Annotated in this window: 14 protein-coding genes; 7 read left to right on the forward strand and 7 right to left on the reverse strand. The window is 61.4% G+C overall.

Annotated features, from left to right (window positions below; translation table 11 throughout):
* Positions 1–183: 183 nt before the first annotated feature.
* On the forward strand, positions 184–1,425 hold the full coding sequence (locus M5B99_RS11200; RefSeq protein WP_248804074.1) for a sterol desaturase family protein: 1,242 nt from the start codon (positions 184–186) through the stop codon (positions 1,423–1,425).
* Here the strand turns inward: M5B99_RS11200 and M5B99_RS11205 are convergent.
* Positions 1,403–2,005, reverse strand: a complete 603-nt coding sequence (locus M5B99_RS11205) for a DedA family protein (RefSeq protein ID WP_248795001.1) — start codon at positions 2,003–2,005, stop codon at positions 1,403–1,405. The two genes, M5B99_RS11200 and M5B99_RS11205, sit on opposite strands and share 23 nt — an antisense overlap.
* 207 nt (positions 2,006–2,212) lie before the next feature.
* Here M5B99_RS11205 and hemB point away from each other — a divergent pair, with 207 nt between their 5' ends.
* Together hemB and ppk1 are read left to right on the forward strand one after the other, a co-directional pair.
* Positions 2,213–3,226: a porphobilinogen synthase gene (gene hemB / locus M5B99_RS11210; protein WP_248804075.1), complete on the forward strand. Its 1,014-nt coding sequence runs from the start codon at positions 2,213–2,215 to the stop codon at positions 3,224–3,226.
* Between the two features lie 18 nt (positions 3,227–3,244).
* Positions 3,245–5,467, forward strand: a complete 2,223-nt coding sequence (ppk1, locus tag M5B99_RS11215) for a polyphosphate kinase 1 (RefSeq protein ID WP_248804076.1) — start codon at positions 3,245–3,247, stop codon at positions 5,465–5,467.
* On the opposite strand, the gene ppx is transcribed toward ppk1, so the two are convergent.
* On the reverse strand, positions 5,454–6,956 hold the full coding sequence (gene ppx / locus M5B99_RS11220; RefSeq protein ID WP_248804077.1) for an exopolyphosphatase: 1,503 nt from the start codon (positions 6,954–6,956) through the stop codon (positions 5,454–5,456). The two genes, ppk1 and ppx, sit on opposite strands and share 14 nt — an antisense overlap.
* Positions 6,957–7,379: 423 nt before the next feature.
* On the opposite strand from ppx, the gene M5B99_RS11225 reads away from it, so the two are divergent.
* From M5B99_RS11225 to M5B99_RS11240, 4 genes are all read left to right on the forward strand, one after another.
* Positions 7,380–8,033: a DUF1120 domain-containing protein gene (locus M5B99_RS11225; protein WP_248804078.1), complete on the forward strand. Its 654-nt coding sequence runs from the start codon at positions 7,380–7,382 to the stop codon at positions 8,031–8,033.
* Between the two features lie 114 nt (positions 8,034–8,147).
* Complete coding sequence (locus M5B99_RS11230; protein WP_412548723.1) at positions 8,148–8,867, forward strand: fimbria/pilus chaperone family protein; 720 nt, start codon at positions 8,148–8,150, stop codon at positions 8,865–8,867.
* A 7-nt stretch (positions 8,868–8,874) separates the two neighbouring features.
* The gene (locus M5B99_RS11235) at positions 8,875–11,358 is read left to right on the forward strand and encodes a fimbria/pilus outer membrane usher protein (RefSeq protein ID WP_248804079.1); all 2,484 of its coding nucleotides are present in this window, start codon (positions 8,875–8,877) and stop codon (positions 11,356–11,358) included.
* Complete coding sequence (locus tag M5B99_RS11240) at positions 11,355–11,906, forward strand: hypothetical protein (protein WP_248804080.1); 552 nt, start codon at positions 11,355–11,357, stop codon at positions 11,904–11,906. Before M5B99_RS11235 ends, M5B99_RS11240 begins: the two co-directional genes overlap by 4 nt.
* 178 nt (positions 11,907–12,084) lie before the next feature.
* Here the strand turns inward: M5B99_RS11240 and M5B99_RS11245 are convergent, their stop codons facing one another.
* From M5B99_RS11245 to M5B99_RS11265, 5 genes are all read right to left on the reverse strand, one after another.
* Positions 12,085–13,356 (reverse strand): sel1 repeat family protein, encoded by a 1,272-nt coding sequence (locus M5B99_RS11245; protein WP_248804081.1) that lies wholly within the window; start codon positions 13,354–13,356, stop codon positions 12,085–12,087.
* Positions 13,353–14,639: a sel1 repeat family protein gene (locus M5B99_RS11250; protein WP_412548721.1), complete on the reverse strand. Its 1,287-nt coding sequence runs from the start codon at positions 14,637–14,639 to the stop codon at positions 13,353–13,355. Before M5B99_RS11250 ends, M5B99_RS11245 begins: the two co-directional genes overlap by 4 nt.
* A complete protein-coding gene (locus tag M5B99_RS11255; RefSeq protein WP_248804083.1) occupies positions 14,536–15,921 on the reverse strand; it encodes a sel1 repeat family protein in 1,386 nt (461 codons plus the stop codon). Before M5B99_RS11255 ends, M5B99_RS11250 begins: the two co-directional genes overlap by 104 nt.
* The gene (locus M5B99_RS11260) at positions 15,921–17,744 is read right to left on the reverse strand and encodes a phospholipase D-like domain-containing protein (protein WP_248804084.1); all 1,824 of its coding nucleotides are present in this window, start codon (positions 17,742–17,744) and stop codon (positions 15,921–15,923) included. Before M5B99_RS11260 ends, M5B99_RS11255 begins: the two co-directional genes overlap by 1 nt.
* On the reverse strand, positions 17,741–18,271 hold a 531-nt coding region (locus tag M5B99_RS11265; RefSeq protein ID WP_412548722.1), incomplete at its 5' end, for a DUF2345 domain-containing protein. The genes M5B99_RS11265 and M5B99_RS11260, both read right to left, overlap by 4 nt.

Below are 18,271 nucleotides of genomic sequence, written 5' to 3' on the forward strand. Positions count from 1 at the left end.
CGGCTTTGAAGGCCCTTTCGCGGGCAAGCTCCGCTCCCGCAGGGGGCGCGTTGATCTACCGGGAGCGTGTTCGACGTTCCCCGATTTCTGGCGTTAAATGTCTACAGCTTTGGCATTCATTGTCAGCGGATTTTTCCGCCACAGCCCCTAATCTTTGCAGATCGACTCTGGAAGGTTGGCCCCATGGACTTCGTGCCTTACGCGGTACCGTTTTTCATTGCATTGATCGTCATCGAGCTGCTCGCCGATCGCTGGCGCGGCGTGAGCAACTACCGCATGGCGGATGCCATCAACAGCATGAGTACCGGCGTGCTGTCGACCACCACCGGACTGTTGACCAAGGGCGTCGGGATCCTCACCTACGTCTTTGCGCTGCAGCACCTGGCGCTGTTCGAACTGTCCGCGCAAAAGCCCTGGGTCTGGCTGTTCGCCTTTGTCGCCTATGACTTCTGCTACTACTGGCTGCACCGTATGGGGCACGAGCGCAACATCCTCTGGGCCGCTCACTCAGTGCATCATCAGAGCGAGGACTACAACCTCAGCACCGCCCTGCGCCAGACCAGCACCGGCTTTCTCCTGAGCTGGATCTTCTATCTGCCGCTGGCCGTGCTCGGCGTACCGTTGGTGGTGTTTATCAGCGTCGCGTCGCTGAACCTGTTGTATCAATTCTGGGTGCATACCCGGCACGTGCCCAAGCTGGGTTGGTACGAATGGTTCTTTGTCACACCGTCCAACCACCGGGCACACCATGCGCAGAATGCGCTCTACATGGACCGCAACTACGGTGGGGTGTTTATCCTCTGGGACCGGCTGTTCGGCACCTTCCAGGAAGAAGACGAGCGCGAACCGGTGATCTTCGGCGTGACCACGCCGCTGGCCAGCTGGAACCCGTTGTGGGCCAACCTGCAGTTCTATGCCCAGTTATGGGCCGATGCCCGGCGTACGCAAAGCTATTGGGACAAGCTGCGGATCTGGTTTATGCGCACCGGCTGGCGTCCGGCCGATGTCGCCGCCAGATACCCGCTGAACAAACCGGACCTGAGCCAGTTCCGCAAATTCGAGGTGCCCCTGGAGGTTCGTCAACAGATCTACCTGGCCCTGCAGTTCGCGGTCTATGTCGGTCTGGGCAGCTATCTGATGAATTTCTCCGAGCATTTGCCGCTGGCGGCGCTGCTGCTGGGTACTGGCACCCTGGTGCTGGGTTTGTTCGTGCTCGGTGCGGCGCTGGAGAATCGCCCCTGGGCGTTGCGGCTGGAGCTGGTCCGCCTGGTGTCCAACCTGCCGTTGGTCTGGTGGGCGCCGTTGGTCGGGCTGTGGCCGGCCAGCCCGTTGGGCTGGGGCGCTGTGCTCAGCTACAGCCTGCTGAGCCTGATCGGCTTGTACTACTGCAGCAAACCGCGGGTCATTCGTTTGGCCGGTTCGTAGTTTCGGCCAGGCGGGCTTCGGCCCGGGCCAGGCGCGCGCTCCTGATGCGCCGCCAGCTCCACAGGAGCAGGCCACCCACCAGCAGGCCGCCGAGTACCCACAGCTCGTATTTCTTCACGCTGCCGAGCATCCCTTCGAGGATCGCCCCGAAGTGATAGGCGGCCGCCGCCAGGGCCGCGGCCCAGATCGCCGCGCCGATGCCATTGAGCAGCAGGTAGCGGCCCGGCGGATAACCCGACAGGCCGATCGCCACCGGCATCACCGTGCGCAAGCCGTAGACGAAGCGGAAGCTCAGCACCCAGATGTCCGGATGACGGCGGATATGCTCCAGCGCCCTGTCGCCCATCAATTGCCAGCGCGGCTTGCGGGCCAAGAGTTTGCGGCCATGCTTGCGCCCCAGGAAATACCACAGCTGGTCGCCGGCATAGCTGCCGAAGAACGCCACGATAACCACCAGGTTGATGTCCATGTATCCGCGGAACGCGAGGAAGCCGGCCAGTACCAGAATGGTCTCGCCTTCGAAAAACGTGCCGAGAAACAAGGCGAAGTAGCCGAAATCCTGCAGAAATTGTTGGAGCATTGTCTGGATGCTGGCGAAATGAACGCGCAGCCTAACCCTTCGAGGACAGAGAGGAAAGTGTCGAAATGTGTCTCGACGTTAACATTTCCTACAAGGGTAGCGGCTGTGACGACGGGTCGCAGGAGTAAGCACAACTGTAATTCCTTCGTCATAATGGCCGCTTATAACTGCCATGCTCGCCCGCTTGTGCGGGCTCAGGAGTCTGCCGTGAGCTTTACCCCCGCCAATCGCTTGTTTCCTGCCACCCGCCTGCGTCGCAATCGCCGTGATGATTTTTCTCGCCGCCTGGTGCGTGAGAATGTTCTGACAGCCGATGATCTGATCCTGCCGGTGTTCGTGCTGGACGGTGAGAATCGCCGTGAAGCCGTGGCGTCGATGCCGGGAGTCGAGCGCCTGACCATCGACCTGCTGCTCGAAGAAGCGGCGAACTGGGTCGAACTGGGCATTCCGGCATTGGCGCTGTTCCCGGTGACGCCGCCGGAACTCAAGTCGCTGGATGCCAGCGAGGCCTGGAACCCGGAAGGGATTGCCCAGCGTGCCACCCGCGCCCTGCGGGCCCGTTTCCCTGAGTTGGGGGTGATTACCGATGTCGCCCTGGACCCGTTCACCACCCACGGGCAGGACGGCATTCTCGATGAGGCAGGCTACGTCCAGAACGACATCACCGTCGACGCCTTGGTCAAGCAGGCCCTGTCTCATGCCGAGGCGGGCGCCCAGGTGGTCGCGCCATCCGATATGATGGACGGACGCATCCAAGCGATCCGCGAAGCCCTGGAACTGGCCGATCACGCTAATGTGCGGATCATGGCCTATTCGGCCAAGTACGCCAGCGCCTACTATGGTCCTTTCCGCGATGCCGTCGGCTCTGCCCTGAACCTGGGCAAGGCGAACAAGGCCTCGTACCAGATGGACCCGGCCAACAGCGACGAAGCCCTGCATGAAGTGGCCGCTGACCTGGCCGAAGGCGCCGACATGGTCATGGTCAAGCCTGGCATGCCGTATCTGGATATCCTTTTTCGGGTCAAGGATGAATTCAAGGTGCCGACGTTTGTCTATCAGGTTAGCGGTGAGTACGCCATGCACATGGCAGCCATCCAGAATGGCTGGCTGGGTGAAGGCGTTATTCTTGAATCCTTGACCGCTTTTAAACGGGCTGGTGCCGATGGCATCCTGACCTACTTTGCCGCCCGCGCCGCCCAACTGCTACGAGAGCAGAAATAGCCCTCACAGGAACACTCGATGAATACCGAAGGACTCAGCGAAGTCGAAGTAAAAGACGCTCAACCGGTGGTCGAGCAGATCGTCGAAACCCCGCCGGAGCTGGAACCCGTGCCGGTGGTTGCCGAAGCACCGCCCGTGGCGGCACCGACGGCGGTGGCGATTCCCGGTCTGGATGACAGCAGCCTGTATATCCACCGTGAGCTGTCGCAGCTGCAGTTCAACATCCGCGTGCTGGAGCAGGCGCTGGATGAGTCCTATCCGCTGCTGGAGCGTCTCAAGTTCCTGCTGATCTTCTCCAGCAACCTGGATGAGTTCTTCGAAATTCGCGTCGCCGGGCTGAAGAAGCAGATCACCTTCGCCCGCGAGCAGGCCGGCGCCGATGGCTTGCAGCCGCATCAGGCCTTGGCGCGCATCAGCGAACTGGTACACGGGCACGTCGATCGCCAGTACGCGATCCTCAACGACATCCTGTTGCCGGAACTGGAAAAGCACCAGGTGCGCTTTATCCGCCGGCGCTACTGGACCACCAAGCTGAAGACTTGGGTCCGCCGCTATTTCCGCGACGAGATCGCGCCGATCATCACTCCCATCGGCCTCGATCCGACGCACCCGTTCCCTTTGCTGGTGAACAAGAGCCTGAACTTTATCGTCGAGCTCGAAGGTATCGACGCCTTCGGTCGCGATTCAGGCCTGGCGATCATCCCGGCGCCGCGCCTGCTGCCGAGGATCATCAAGGTACCCGAAGACGTGGGTGGGCCTGGCGATAACTATGTATTCCTGTCCTCGATGATCCACGCGCACGCTGACGACCTGTTCCAGGGCATGAAGGTCAAGGGCTGCTACCAGTTCCGCCTGACCCGTAACGCCGACCTGGCGCTGGACTCCGAGGATGTCGAAGACCTGGCCCGCGCCCTGCGCGGCGAGCTGTTCTCCCGCCGCTACGGTGACGCCGTGCGTCTGGAGGTCGCCGATACCTGCCCGAAACACCTGTCGGACTACCTGCTCAAGCAGTTCAACCTGAACGAGAGCGAGCTGTACCAGGTCAACGGCCCGGTGAACCTGACGCGGCTGTTCAGCATCACCGGCCTCGACAGCCATCCGGAGCTGCAATACACGCCGTTCACCCCGCAGATTCCGAAACTGCTGCAGAACAGCGAGAACATTTTCAGCGTGATCAGCAAGCAGGACATCCTGCTGCTGCACCCGTTCGAATCCTTCACCCCGGTGGTCGACCTGCTGCGCCAGGCGGCCAAGGACCCGCACGTCCTGGCCGTGCGCCAGACCCTGTATCGCAGCGGCGCCAACTCGGAGATCGTCGACGCCCTGGTGGACGCGGCGCGCAACGGCAAGGAAGTCACCGCGGTGATTGAACTGCGGGCGCGCTTCGACGAAGAGTCCAACCTGCAACTGGCCAGCCGCCTGCAAGCGGCCGGTGCGGTGGTGATCTATGGCGTGGTCGGCTTCAAGACCCACGCCAAGATGATGCTGATCCTGCGCCGCGAGGCCGGCGAGATCGTGCGCTACGCGCACCTGGGCACCGGTAACTACCACGCCGGCAACGCCCGCCTGTACACCGACTACAGCCTGTTGACGTCCGACGACGCGCTGTGCGAAGACGTCGGTAAACTATTCAGCCAGTTGATCGGCATGGGCAAGACGCTGCGCATGAAGAAGTTGCTGCACGCGCCGTTCACCCTGAAGAAGGGCATGCTCGACATGATTGCCCGGGAAACCCAGTTCGCCATCGACGGCAAGCCGGCGCACATCATTGCCAAGTTCAACTCGCTGACCGATCCGAAGATCATCCGCGCGTTGTACAAGGCCAGCCAGTGCGGCGTGCGTATCGATCTGGTGGTGCGCGGCATGTGCTGCCTGCGTCCGGGCATTGCCGGGGTTTCGCACAATATCCATGTGCGCTCGATCATCGGCCGCTTCCTGGAGCACACCCGGGTGTTCTACTTCCTCAACGGCGGCGAAGAGCAGATGTTCCTCTCCAGTGCCGACTGGATGGAGCGCAACCTCGACAAGCGCGTCGAGACCTGCTTCCCGGTGGAAGGCAAGAAGCTGATCCTGCGGGTCAAGAAAGAGCTGGAAAGTTATCTCACCGATAATACCCACAGCTGGAGCCTGCAGTCGGACGGTCGTTATATCCGCAACACGCCGACCGGCAACCAGAACCCGCGCAGCGCCCAGGCCATCCTGCTAGAGCGCTTGAGCAACCCGGTCCTCATCGTACGTTGAGGGTGATGTTGACTCGGGTCAGCCACTCCGCTTCCAGCGCGAAGTCGGCCTGAGTCAGCTGGTTCTGCTCCAGCCAGTCCTTGGGAAATACCACATCCAGGCTATCGCCGTTGGCACGCAAGGTGACCTGCGGCATTTCCTGGGTGCCGCGGATGTGATGGAACAGGATGGCGAAGCGCAGCAGCACGCACAGGCGAATCAGCTTGATGCCGTCATCGCCGAACTCGGCGAACTTGTCCTTGGGGATATTACGCCGGTGCCCGCGTACCAGCAGGGCGAGCATTTGCTGGTCTTCCCGTGAGAATCCGGCCAGGTCCGAGTGCTCGATCAGGTAGGCGCCGTGCTTGTGATACTGATAGTGGGCGATGTCCAGACCCACCTCATGGACCTTGGCGGCCCAGCCGAGCAGTTCGCGCCAGACCCCGTCGGACAGTTCCCAGGCATCCGCCACTTGATCGAAGGCATGCAGCACCTTGCGTTCGACCCGTGCCGCCTGTTCCAGGTCGACGTGATAGCGCTCCATCAGCGAGCTGAGGGTGCGTTCGCGCACGTCTTCATGGTGATGACGGCCCAGCAGGTCGTAGAGCACGCCTTCGCGCAGGGCGCCGTCGCAGTGGTCCATGCGTTGCAGGTCGAGGGCGTCGAAGATCGCCTCGAGAATCGCCAGGCCGGCCGGGAAGATGGCGCGACGGTCAGGCTTGATCCCTTCGAAATCGATTTTCTCGGCATCGCCGAGCTTGAACAGCTTGCGCTTGAGCCAGGCCAGCCCTTCGGCGTTGACCTCGCCGCTGCCCTGGCCGCCGGCCTTGAGAGCCAGACCGATGGCGCGGATGGTGCCGGACGAACCGATGGCCTCATCCCAGGTCAGGCGGTGCAGCGCGTGCTCGATGCTCATGATTTCCAGGCGCGCCGCCGTGTAGGCCTGGGCGTAGCGGGCCGGGGTGATCTTGCCGTCGCGGAAATAACGCTGGGTGTAGCTGACGCAACCCATTTGCAGGCTTTCGCGCAGCAGCGGTTCGAAGCGCTGGCCGATGATGAATTCGGTACTGCCGCCGCCGATGTCGGCTACCAGGCGCTTGCCCGGGGTGTCGGCGAGGGTGTGGGACACGCCGAGGTAAATCAGTCGCGCTTCTTCACGGCCGGAAATGACTTCCACCGGGTGGCCGAGGATTTCCTCGGCGCGGCGGATGAATTCGCCACGGTTGCGCGCTTCGCGCAGGGCGTTGGTGCCGACGATGCGCACGGCGCCCAGGGGCATGCCGTTGATCAGTTGGGCAAAGCGCTTCAGGCAATCGAGCCCGCGCTGCATGGATTCTTCGGTGAGCTGACGGTCCTCGTCGATACCGGCCGCCAGTTGAACCTTTTCGCCGAGGCGCTCGAGAATCCGGATCTCTCCGTTCTGGGCCTTGGCCACGACCATATGGAAGCTGTTGGAGCCCAGGTCGATGGCGGCGATCAGGGACAGATTCTTGGCTTGGGATTGCGGCATGGTTGAAGGATCTCGGTCGATAACCTCGCCATCCTGCCACGATCAGGCGCCGACGCCAATGTAGGACGCTTGGGAGCATCAGGCCTGGGGCTTGGGGCGGGGGGGTTGAAAATCATTGCTTCAATTTTCCTACATAAATATTTCACATTGATGACCTGCGTCATGAATTGTGATGACAGCGGCATTTATGAAAGTTGGCGTTGTTTGTCTATCCGTCGCACCAACAGCGCGGCCGCTTCCGGTTTTCTTGTCAGGTGCCAGCGTGGAAACTAGTGCCTGGCGATTATGCCTGGGTATTAATTATTTATAGGGTCGTGCTCGGGAAGTCTGGGTACTTGCCCTGTTTTGGGTGAGATCCTGGATTAATCCCCGCGGTCCTGAATAACGTGCATCTGCTAACACTTAATAATAGGGAGTAGGAAAATGAAGTTGGTATCCGGCTGGACATTCGGTGCTCTATTGGTTGTGCTGGGCGGGCATGTCCATGCGGCGGACCTGTTGGTCAAAGGGACGATCGTTCCGGCCAGTTGCACCTTGAGCCTGCACAATGGCGGTGTGATCGATTATGGGAAAATTCGTGCTGCCGAGTTGGGTGTCAACGCCTATACGACTCTGCAGCCGAGGGGGGTGCCGTTTTCGGTCAACTGCGACGGTGGGACCCGGGTCGGGCTGAAGACGCTCGACAATCGTTCCGCCAGCAAGGTCCCGGGGATCCTGCAGTCGGCCATCGGCCCGGACTATAACGATGTGTACAACTATGGTCTGGGTACCACGGCGCAGGGCAAGCGGATCGGCGGTTACGCCCTGAGGGTGAAGGATTCCGCGGCCGACTTTCCGTTGGTCAACACGATCGTATCGACCAACAACGGTTTGAGCTGGAGTCGTGGTAACGGTGCCTTGGGGCAGTACCAGAACATCCTGTCCTGGAGTGGCTTCTTTGCCAATCATCCGGCCGCAGTGCAACGGGTCAGCGGTACATTGGAAGTCCAGGCGGTTATCAATAAGACCTCCGAGTTGGATGTGACTGAAGAAATATATCTGGACGGTCTGGCCACGCTGGAACTGCGTTATCTCTGAGTCATGTTGATGTAAGTAGCAGGGCGGTCGGTACAGGCTCATGTGCCGGCGCTCCCTTTTTATTTGTGTCGAACAATAAGAACTCGTTCGCAAGGGGCGTGTCGCTTGAAAGTTGTGACCCTTATACCGATGCCCGGGTCGTTGTCTGCCGGTGTGCTGTTCTTTCTCCTGGGACTGTTCTGGGGTATCGCCCGTGCCGATGGCATGCAGCCGGAAACCACGGTGCTGATTCTCTATGAGGAGGAGGGGGAGGCGAGTATCCATATCAAGAACACCGACAGCGGTCCGGCTTTGCTGCATTCGGCTGTCGAATCCATTCCCGAGGATCTTGAGTCGCTGGTGGTGATCACGCCGCCCGTGACCCGGGTCGATGCCGGTGAGACACAATTGGTCCGATTTCTCACCGCCAACAGCCAGCCACTCAAGACCCAACGTTTGAAACGCGTCACTTTCGAAGGTATTCCCCAGCGCAAGACCGGGGCCGGCGCCACCGTCGGCATCAGTCTGCGCCAGAACCTGCCGCTGATCCTGCATCCCAAGGGGCTGCCCCGACATCCGGCACCCTGGAGGGAGCTGACCTGGCATCTGGAAAAGTCCCGGTTGCTGGTGCGCAATGACAGTCCTTATGTGGTCCGCCTGTCGCCGGAACTGGAGCTCAATCCGCACAAGGTCAGTGTGATGCTCAGTCGTGGCTATGTCTTGCCGGGGGAGACGCTGGCGATCGAAACGGACGCGACGCAGCCCGCGGCCACCTCGGTCACACTGCAGCCGGCGACGGTCTATGGTTTTGCCGTCGCCCCTCACGAAGCCCCCATTCTGCTCGAGGCGCTGTGACGCCCTCATGAGAAACCCAGGACAGCCAGGTGATTTTACCCCTGCATCAGGGCTGGCGAAGGTACTCGGTGTCGCGGCGTTGCTGGGCCTGGGCGAGCCGGTCGCCGCCGAGAAAAAGGATGATGCGGTCGAAGCTGAGTTTGATCTGTCCGTGCTTTCCGAACGCGGCCTCGATCCGCAGGTGGCCGATTATTTCCGTTCTGCGCCACGCTTTCGCGAAGGGGTGCAACGGGTCGCGCTGGAGCTCAACGGTAATCGTCTGGGGCTGACGGCGCTACGTTTCGACCGGCACGGCGAGTTGTGTTTCACCTCCGGGTTGCTGGACAAGGCCGGCTTGAAGAGGCCTGACATTGGTGCGGATGCCGACGAGGAGGCTTGTTACGACTTTCTGCGCGAGTACCCGCGGACCCGGGTCATCCTGCGCCCCAACAGCGAGGAAGTTTCCCTGCTGGTGCCGACCCAGGCCTTGCGCGGACCGGCGTTCGACAGCGGCGTCTACGCCCGCGGCGGCACGGCCGGGCTGCTCAACTACGATGTGCTGGGTTTCGATACGCGCTCACACCAGGGCGGCGGACGTTTTTTCTCGGCAAGCACCGAGGCCGGGTTCAATGCCGGCGACTGGATTGTGCGCAGCCGCCAGTTGCACGTCGCCAATGACGGACAAGAGCAGACCGAGCATCTGTATGCCTATGCGCAGCGGGATTTCCTGCCATGGCAGGCGACCTTCCAGGCGGGTCAGATCAACAGCGCCGGTCCGCTGTTTGCCGGGGTCCGGCTTTCCGGCGTGCAATTCATGCCCGATGGCGCGCAGCGGGGTCAGGCCGGGCATGGTGTATGGGTCGAGGATGTGGCCTTCGAGGCGTCGCGGGTCGAGGTCCGCCAGTCCGGGGCGTTGATCCATGCCAGCCTGGTGCCGCAGGGACCTTTCAGCCTGGGCGGCCTGCCGTTGCTCAACACTACCAGCGACCTGGAGGTGAGGGTGATCGGCCAGTCCGGCAGCGAACGCCGGTTTGTCGTGCCCGCCGCGTCTTTTCCGGGTGCCGCGTCGGTGCCGCCCGGCTACTACCTGGCCCTGGGCCGATTGCGCGGCACCGCGGGACGTGCCGAGGAGCCGCCGTTGCTCGCCACCGGCAGCGGCACCTGGGGACTGGGCCAGGCCGCATCCTTCAGCGCCGGGCTGCTGGGCAGCGATGACTATCGCGCCAGCGGCTGGGCGCTTGACGGTCGCCTTGGGCAGCAGGTCGGCATCGGCCTGCGCAACAGCCTGTCCCATGACACCCGACGCTCACTGGCGGGGAGTCAGAACAGCCTGTCGTTGAACAGCCCGCTGGGGGCGGGTGTCGATCTGGACCTCAGCGCCACCCTGCGTAGCAGTGGTTATCGCGATCTGTTGCAGATCGGCGAAATGGTCCTGAAGGACGATCCCGGTTCACGCTTCAAGCACCAGTACACCGCCGCGCTCGGCTGGTCGGACCTGCAACTCGGCGGTTTCAGCCTCGGCTACTCGCGCAATGTGATGTTCGACGGGGGCTTGTCCCGACGGCTGCACGGCACCTGGAGCAAGAGCTACCGCTACGCCAGCCTGAGCCTCAGCGTGGATTCCGACATCGGTTCGAGCGGCGACCGGCATGCCATCGATTCTGGCCTGGGGCTGCGGCTGGGGGTCAGTGTTCCGCTGGGCGGCGACCGGCGGATCAGCAGCTATCTCAATCGTCGTGGCGAACGCCTCGATATCGGCGGCGACTACCGTGAGCGGGTCAACGATACGCTCAGCTATGACCTGGGGCTGGAGCAGGACCTCAAGGGCGACCGGCAGATCAGCCGTGGCAACCTGAACCTGATGCCGCGTTACACCCAGGTCGGCCTGGGGGTGACCCGCAGCGCCTCCAGCACCGGCTACAGCGGGCAACTGTCCGGAGGCCTTGCGCTGCATGAGGGTGGCCTGACGTTCTCGCCCTACGCGATCCAGGAGACCTTCGGCGTGGTCTCGGTGGGCGATCTTCCCGGGGCGCGGATCGTCACGGCCCAGGGTCCGGTCTGGACCGACTCCAGTGGCCAAGCGGTGGTCGCCGGCCTGCCGGCCTACCGCAGCAGCCAGTTGGAGGTCGACACCCGCTCGTTGCCGCGCCGGATCGACCTGCGCAATGGGACGAAAAACCTCGAAGCCGGACGTGGCTCATTCAATCGGCTGGATTTCACGGTGGTGAAGGTTCGACGGCTGCTGCTCAAGGTCAGCGACGAAAACGCCGAGCCGTTGCCCCAGGGTGCCTCGGTGTTCAGCCAGGACGGGGCCTTCCTGAGCACGGTGGTCGGCGATGGCATGGTGTTTCTGAGCAATGTCGAGGCCGGCCAACGGCTCACGATCAGGCGGGCGGAGCACACCGCCTGCACATTGCCGGTCGAGTTGTCCGAGACCGTGGACAGCGATCGGCTTTATGAAACGGCCACGGCGGTTTGCCGGGCGAGTCAACCCGATGGAAGACCTCTATGAACTCTCGCGTCCGCGCGGTTTTACGGCGTTGTTGCGTCGCGCTTGTGTTGTTTTCAGTCCCGGCCGATGCCAATGACTGCACGCTGTCGCTGAGTCAGTCGCAGATCGAATTGGGGGCGCTGCGCCCGGGCAGCATATCGTGGGTGCCCGGGCAGCCTGACCTGTTTCTCGGGACCCGTCGGCTGAGCCTGAATATCGCCTGCCCCTGGCCGACCTCGATGCTGCTGCGTTTCGACGGGCCGGCGGCCGGGCCGCAGGCCTTTCGCTTCGACCGTCAGGGGCGGTTCACGGTTGGCCTGAGCAACGCCCGGCTCGATGGCAAGCCGGTGAGCCTGGCCGCGGCGCAACGTCCGAACGAGGCGGCGGCCAGCCACTTGATGGCGCCGGGCCAGAGCCTGGTGGTACTGGCCCGCGACCGGCCGGCCAAGGGCCGGTTTTTCTCGGCACAGGTCGAGATCGACACGCACCTGCCGGTCAGTGCGACCCGGGTGCACGACGAGACGTCGGTCGAAGGTCGCGGACGTTTCGAGCTGCTCTCGGGAGAATAAAGGCCCGCGCGCTGCTTATTCACTTAAATAAAAGCGCCGCTTACCCCGTACACGCAGGTAAAGGCCAGCTTGGCGTCGATTTCAGCGAATGGCTCCAACACTGTCTTCGAGCTCACCCTTGAAACGTCACAGCCCAGCAGCAAGGCGCTCAACAACCCGGCCAACAGATATCGGGAGGTCATCCGAACAATACCCATCTGACATGTTTCTCACCAACCGTGATTCTGTCAGGCAGCAAAAAACGCTTGCGACGACATTGAATGTTCTCAGTCGGCATGATCTGACCCTGTTCGAAGCGGCGGATGGCGCCTTTGCCGATCTGGTAGGCGATGCGCATAGTCTCCCAGTAGCCGGTTTGCGGGCAGACCTCGCCGCTGTTGCAGGTCGGTACCGGAAAGCTGGCCTTGATAAAGCCCGGCGACCCCGGCATGGGTTGGCCGGTCTCGACTTCCAGCCGCTTGGCCTTGGCCAGTTGACTGATCAGCGCCTCGCTGGGCTTTTCCGGTGGGATATTGGCCAGGCGCGCTTCCAGCCATTGCAGCTTGCCGTCCCAGGCGGGCAGCTTGGCCGGTGGCAAAGGAAGGATGTCGTTGATCTCGGGGACCTTGGGGCTGGCGTAGGAGTAGTTCGCCAGAATTCTCCAGATTTTTTTATAACGTTCGGCGCGTTCGAGGTCTTCCTGTTGACCGAGGTAGTGCAATTCGTTGGAAGGTGGCGGGTTACGAAAGCCCTTGCTCAAAAAAGAAGTCGAGGTGCTGTCACCAGCAGCCACTCCGAGTTGGAATGCTTCGAGCGCCTCCTGATAACGTCCCTTTGTCGACAAATTAACACCTAGTGCTCTAGCGGCCTCACCATTGCCCTGCTCGGCCGCGCAACGGCGCATCTGCCGAGCAACGTCCGGGGCAATATCGATTGGCGCCAGCTTGTCTGCTACGTAGGTCTGGGCTTGGGCATTGCCCTGGTCGGCGGCCTTGCGGTAATACCGCAACGCCATGTCCGGATCCTGCTTCAGCCCCGCTGAACCCTGTTGCAGGAATATGCCCACGAAGTAATAACCAGTCGCCACACCCGCCTCGATCAGGTTCTCGCTCAGGCGCAGATGTTCAGCGCCCCTGAGTTTGAAATGGCCGCGCATGGCGCCGTTCTGCAAATTGATATTGGCCTTGTAGTGACCGTTCTCGGCAGCGATACGGTACAACCGCTCGATCTCGGCATCGACGCTTTTGTCCTGTTTAAGCTGGTTATTTTTCTGTAACCAACGTGCGTACTGGAACAGCACATCAGCTTCGGCTGACGGAGCGGGAATGGTTTCGTGCACGCAGGTGAAGGCCAGCTTGGCATCGATTTCAGCGAATGGCTCCAACACCAGTGTATTGGAGCCAACCCTGGAAGCCTCGCAGCCCAGCAGCAGGGCGCCCAACAACCCGACCCGAAGATACCGGGACGTCATCCGAACAGTATCCAGTCCACGTTTTCCTCGCTGACGGTCACTCTGTCAGGCAGCAAGAAACGGCGGTGACGACTCTGGACGTTGAGAGTCGGCATGATCTCGCCCTGCTCGAAGCGCAGAATAGTACGTGCGCGAAGAAGGCTTGACATCGGCTGGTGGGCGATGCAGCGGGCCTGCCAGTAGCCGGTTTGTGGGCAGGGCTCGCCGCTGTAGCAGTTCACTACCGGAAAACTGGCCTTGATAAAGCCCGGCGACCCCGGCATGGGTTGGCCGGTCGCGGCTTCAAGCAGCTTGGCCTTGGCCAGTTGAGCGATCAGCGTCTCGCTGGGCTTGGGGGGCGGAATATTGGCCAGACGCGCTTCCAGCCATTGCAGCTTGCCGTCCCAGGCGGGTAGCTTGGCCGGTGGCAAAGGAAGGATGTCGTTGATCTCGGGGACCTTGGGATCGGCGTAGGAGTAGTTCGCCAGAATCCTCCAGATTTTTTTATAACGTTCGGCGCGTTCGAGGTCTTCTTGTTGGTCAAGGTAGTGCATTTTATTGGAGAGAGGAGGCCCGCGAAATGCCTCTTCCAGGCGTCCAGCAGCGCTCTCATCACCGGCGGCAACGCCCATCTGCAAGACCTCGATAGCTTCGTTGTATTGCCTGTCATCCTTTAGATGGATCGACAACATAACTGCTGCTCTGCCTTGTCCCTGCTCGGCGGCACAGCGATACATCTGGAGGGCGATTTTCGGAGCAATATCGATCGGTTCGAGCTTGTCACCTACATAATATTGGGCTTGGGCATTACCCTGATCCGCAGCCTTGCGGTAATACCGCAAGGCCATGTTCGGATCCTGCTTCAGCCCCGCCGAACCCTGCTGTAGGAAGATGGCAACGAAGTAATAACCCGTCGCCACACCCGCCTCGATCAGGTTCGCGCTCAGGCGCAGATGTTCAGCGCCCCTGAGCTTGAAATGGCCACGCATGGCGCCATTCTGCAAGTTGATATTGGCCTTGTAATGACCGTTCTCGGCAGCAATGCGGTACAACCGCTCGATCTCGGCATCGACGCTTTTGTCCTGTTTAAGCTGGTTATTTTTCTGTAACCAACGTGCGTACTGGAACAGCACATCAGCTTCGGCTGACGGAGCGGGAATGGTTTCGTGCACGCAGGTGAAGGCCAGCTTGGCGTCGATTTCAGCGAATGGCTCCAACACCAGTGTATTGGAGCCAACCCTGGAAGCCTCGCAGCCCAGCAGCAGGGCGCCCAACAACCCGACCCGAAGATACCGGGACGTCATCCGAACAGTACCAGTCCACGTTTTCCTCGCTGACGGTCACTCTGTCAGGCAGCAAGAAACGGCGGTGACGACTCTGGACGTTGAGAGTCGGCATGATCTCGCCCTGCTCGAAGCGCAGAATAGTACGTGCGCGAAGAAGGCTTGACATCGGCTGGTGGGCGATGCAGCGGGCCTGCCAGTAGCCGGTTTGTGGGCAGGGCTCGCCGCTGTAGCAGTTCACTACCGGAAAACTGGCCTTGATAAAGCCCGGCGACCCCGGCATGGGTTGTCCAGTTGCGGCTTCAAGCAGCTTGGCCTTGGCCAGTTGACTGATCAGCGCCTCGCTGGGCTTTTCCGGTGGGATATTGGCCAGGCGCGCTTCCAGCCATTGCAGCTTGCCGTCCCAGGCGGGCAGCTTGGCTGGTGGCAAAGGAAGGATGTCGTTGATCTCGGGGACCTTGGGGCTGGCGTAGGAGTAGTTCGCCAGAATTCTCCAGATTTTTTTATAACGTTCGGCGCGTTCTAGGTCTTCTTGTTGACCGAGATAGTACAGTTCATCAGTGGGGAGTGGGCCACCAAAGCCATGCTCCAAAAAGGAAGCCGAGGACTCATCACCAGCAGCCACTCCGAGTTGGAATGCTTCGAGTGCATCCTGATAACGGCCCTTTCCCGACAAATTAACACCTAGTGCCCTAGCAGCCTGACCATTGCCCTGCTCGGCCGCGCATCGGCGCATCTGCCGGGCAACATCCGGGGCAATATCGCTCGGCGCCAACTTATTGCCTACGTAGGCCTGGGCTTGGGCGTTGCCCTGGTCGGCGGCCTTGCGGTAATACCGCAACGCCATGTCTGGATCCTGCTTCAGCCCCGCCGAGCCCTGTTGCAGGAATATGCCCACGAAGTAATAACCAGTCGCCACGCCCGCCTCGATCAGGTTCTCGCTCAGGCGCAGATGTTCAGCGCCCCTGAGTTTGAAATGGCCGCGCATGGCGCCGTTCTGCAAGTTGATATTGGCCTTGTAATGGCCGTTCTCGGCGGCAATGCGGTACAGCCGTTCAATTTCAGCATCGACGCTTTTGTCCTGTTTAAGCTGATTGTTTTTCTGCAACCAGCGGGCGTACTGGAACAGCACATCGGCTTCGGCTGATGGCGCGGGAATGGTTTCGTGCACGCAGGTAAAGGCCAGCTTGGCCTTGGTCTCGGTGAGCGGGTTCACGGGTATGTCCTGGGTCGAATGAGTAAAAACGCCGTCGGTAGCACAGGCGGCCAGTAACAGGCTGGACAGCAAGAGCATCCGGCGCATCAGTCGAGGTTCTTCAGCTTGGCTTCGCCGTAATAGAATTCGACAAGGGGGGCGTAGGGCCTCCCCTTCACCTTTTCATCCTGGCGGTCTTTGTTCCGCTCAATGATGTCCTGCCAAGCCTTGAATGCCTCCGCCGGATCATCCTGCGCCCCCATCCCATTAGTATGCAGATGCCACAACCGTCGCCGCAGCGCCTCGGTCACACTTCCCCACTCATGGGCAATATTCAGTTCACTGTCGACCTGCATGCTGCGGGTGTTGATATTGGCCGAGCCGTGGGTGGTGAACACGTCGTCGATGATCATCAACTTGGAGTGGATATACACCGGCATCCAGTCCTTGCCCGCCGGCGAATCGGGCGCGACCAGCGAGCACAGGTGGACCTTCAGGCCAGGGATATCTTCCGGTTTGATCACGCTGTCCTCGACCGCCTTGATTTGCCGATTGAGCTCGGCCTGCCATTGGGCCAGCTCCCGCTGCCCGGGACGGTCGCGGGTTTCCGGGCGCGGCTGCGGTGGGGCGTTTTTTTTCACCTGTTCGATACGCCGCAGCTGGGTCACCTGGGGAATGGTCTCGGCGCGTCCGAGGCTTTCAAGCATGCGCTGGGTGTTCACGGTGCCCGCACCCATGCCATCGTCGGTGGCATTGGTGATCACGAACAGGTGCAAGGCGCCATACAGACCGGGATCGCTGCCCTGCTTGACCAGGGTCGCCGCGACCGACTTGATCAGCTCTGCCAGGGGTGGCCAGCGAAAGTACTGGTTTTCGATGTAGATAAACTGGGTCGCGTTGTTGACCGCCTGCAGGTACAGCCGCTCGATATCGCGTTTACCCTCCTGCGCCTGGGTGCGCAGCAGTTGGGCCAGTTGCCGGGTGGCGCCGGGAGTGCATTGCAACTGCGGCCCGACCTCCATGGCCCGGCGCGAGGCGAGCAGGTCCTCGCCGGTTTCCTTGCGCCAGGCCGTGGCGAAGTTATGGTGCAGATGCTCCAGGATCGGTCCGCTGACCTGGCTGGAAATGTCCTGGCGCGGGGTGTCGCCACGGGCACCGGCATCGGGCGCCGGTTTGCTGTCCGCGGTACGGTTCAACGCCGAGTGCGCGTCGGTGTCCCAGTACTCGTCGAGCATGTTGTGGCCCATGACAAAGCCGACGGCGCGGTCCGCTAGTTCGTAGTCGACCAGCACGGCCTTTTGGTGGTGGGTCGCCGAGGTTGTCAGCGTCGTCAACATGCTGGGACCGATCCCGGGGTCGAGACTGGCGCTTTTCACCTGATGGGCGATTTCGGCCCGTTCACTGGCGCTGAAGCCGCGACTGACGAACACCGGGACTCGATCCTTGACCCGCCGGGCGGCCTTGTTGTCGGCGACCGCGCACTCGGCGAACCACTGGCGGTCATAGGCGTATTGAGCCTCCGTGGAGCGTTGCAGCGCCCGGTCCATAAAGCGGATCGAGCCTTTTCCGGGCAGGTTGGCCTCGCCCGCCGCACCGGCGGAATTGAACGGCATCTCCCAGCCCAGCAGGCGCACCTCGACCCCTTCCCGGGCCTTGGCCATCAGCAGTTCGCCAATGCTGGGCGCACGGCTATAGGGCTCGCGAATAAAGTACATCGAGGGCTGAAAGCCCCAGCAGATGATGTCGATGGACTTCGTCGCCTGGGCAATCGCCAGGTGCACGGCCTTGAAGGTTTCTTGACCATTGATCAAGGGCTGATAGGTGGCTGCCACGGGATGGTATTCAGTTTCCTCCACGTACCAGGGCGGGGTACAGATGGCCTGCTGGGTGTGCTTAAGTGCGACAGGCACCACGGCGTCATACTGGCTCATTGCGATTCTCCTTTCTGGTGACTGACGCCTTCCATCATTGCGGCGTACAAAGCGCGGTGATCTGACTCCGAGTCAGGTTGACTCACTCCGGTATCGGTTTGTAAACGGTGTTTACGCAGGCCACGGTTAGCCAGCGGCCCCCGTTCAGGGGTGCGATAGTCTTCTGGAACCGGAATCTGGTATTTCACACCGTTCGCCAACTCCAGCCGGTACTGGCGAGTCACGACCTGATGCTCGACCGGCAGTTGTCCTGCCCCGTCCAGCACGCCTTCCTTGAGCAGTGCGCCATCGGCGTAGAGCTTGTAGGGCATACGCATCCAGCCTTTACCGGAGGTGTTCGGGGCTTGCGGCACTTGGAGCCGCAACATTTGCTTGAACAAACTCGGCGGATACTCCGGATGCGTGGCGCTCATGCGGGCGGGGCCGTTGTAGTCGAAATTCGCCGCCTTAATGGTGTAGTCCCCTTGGGTACCCGATTCGATGCCGCACGGATCCAGGGTGATGTAGCTGCCACCGCCGTTGAGGGC

The organism is Pseudomonas sp. MWU13-2100, assembly GCF_023242365.1.
Lineage (GTDB): Bacteria > Pseudomonadota > Gammaproteobacteria > Pseudomonadales > Pseudomonadaceae > Aquipseudomonas.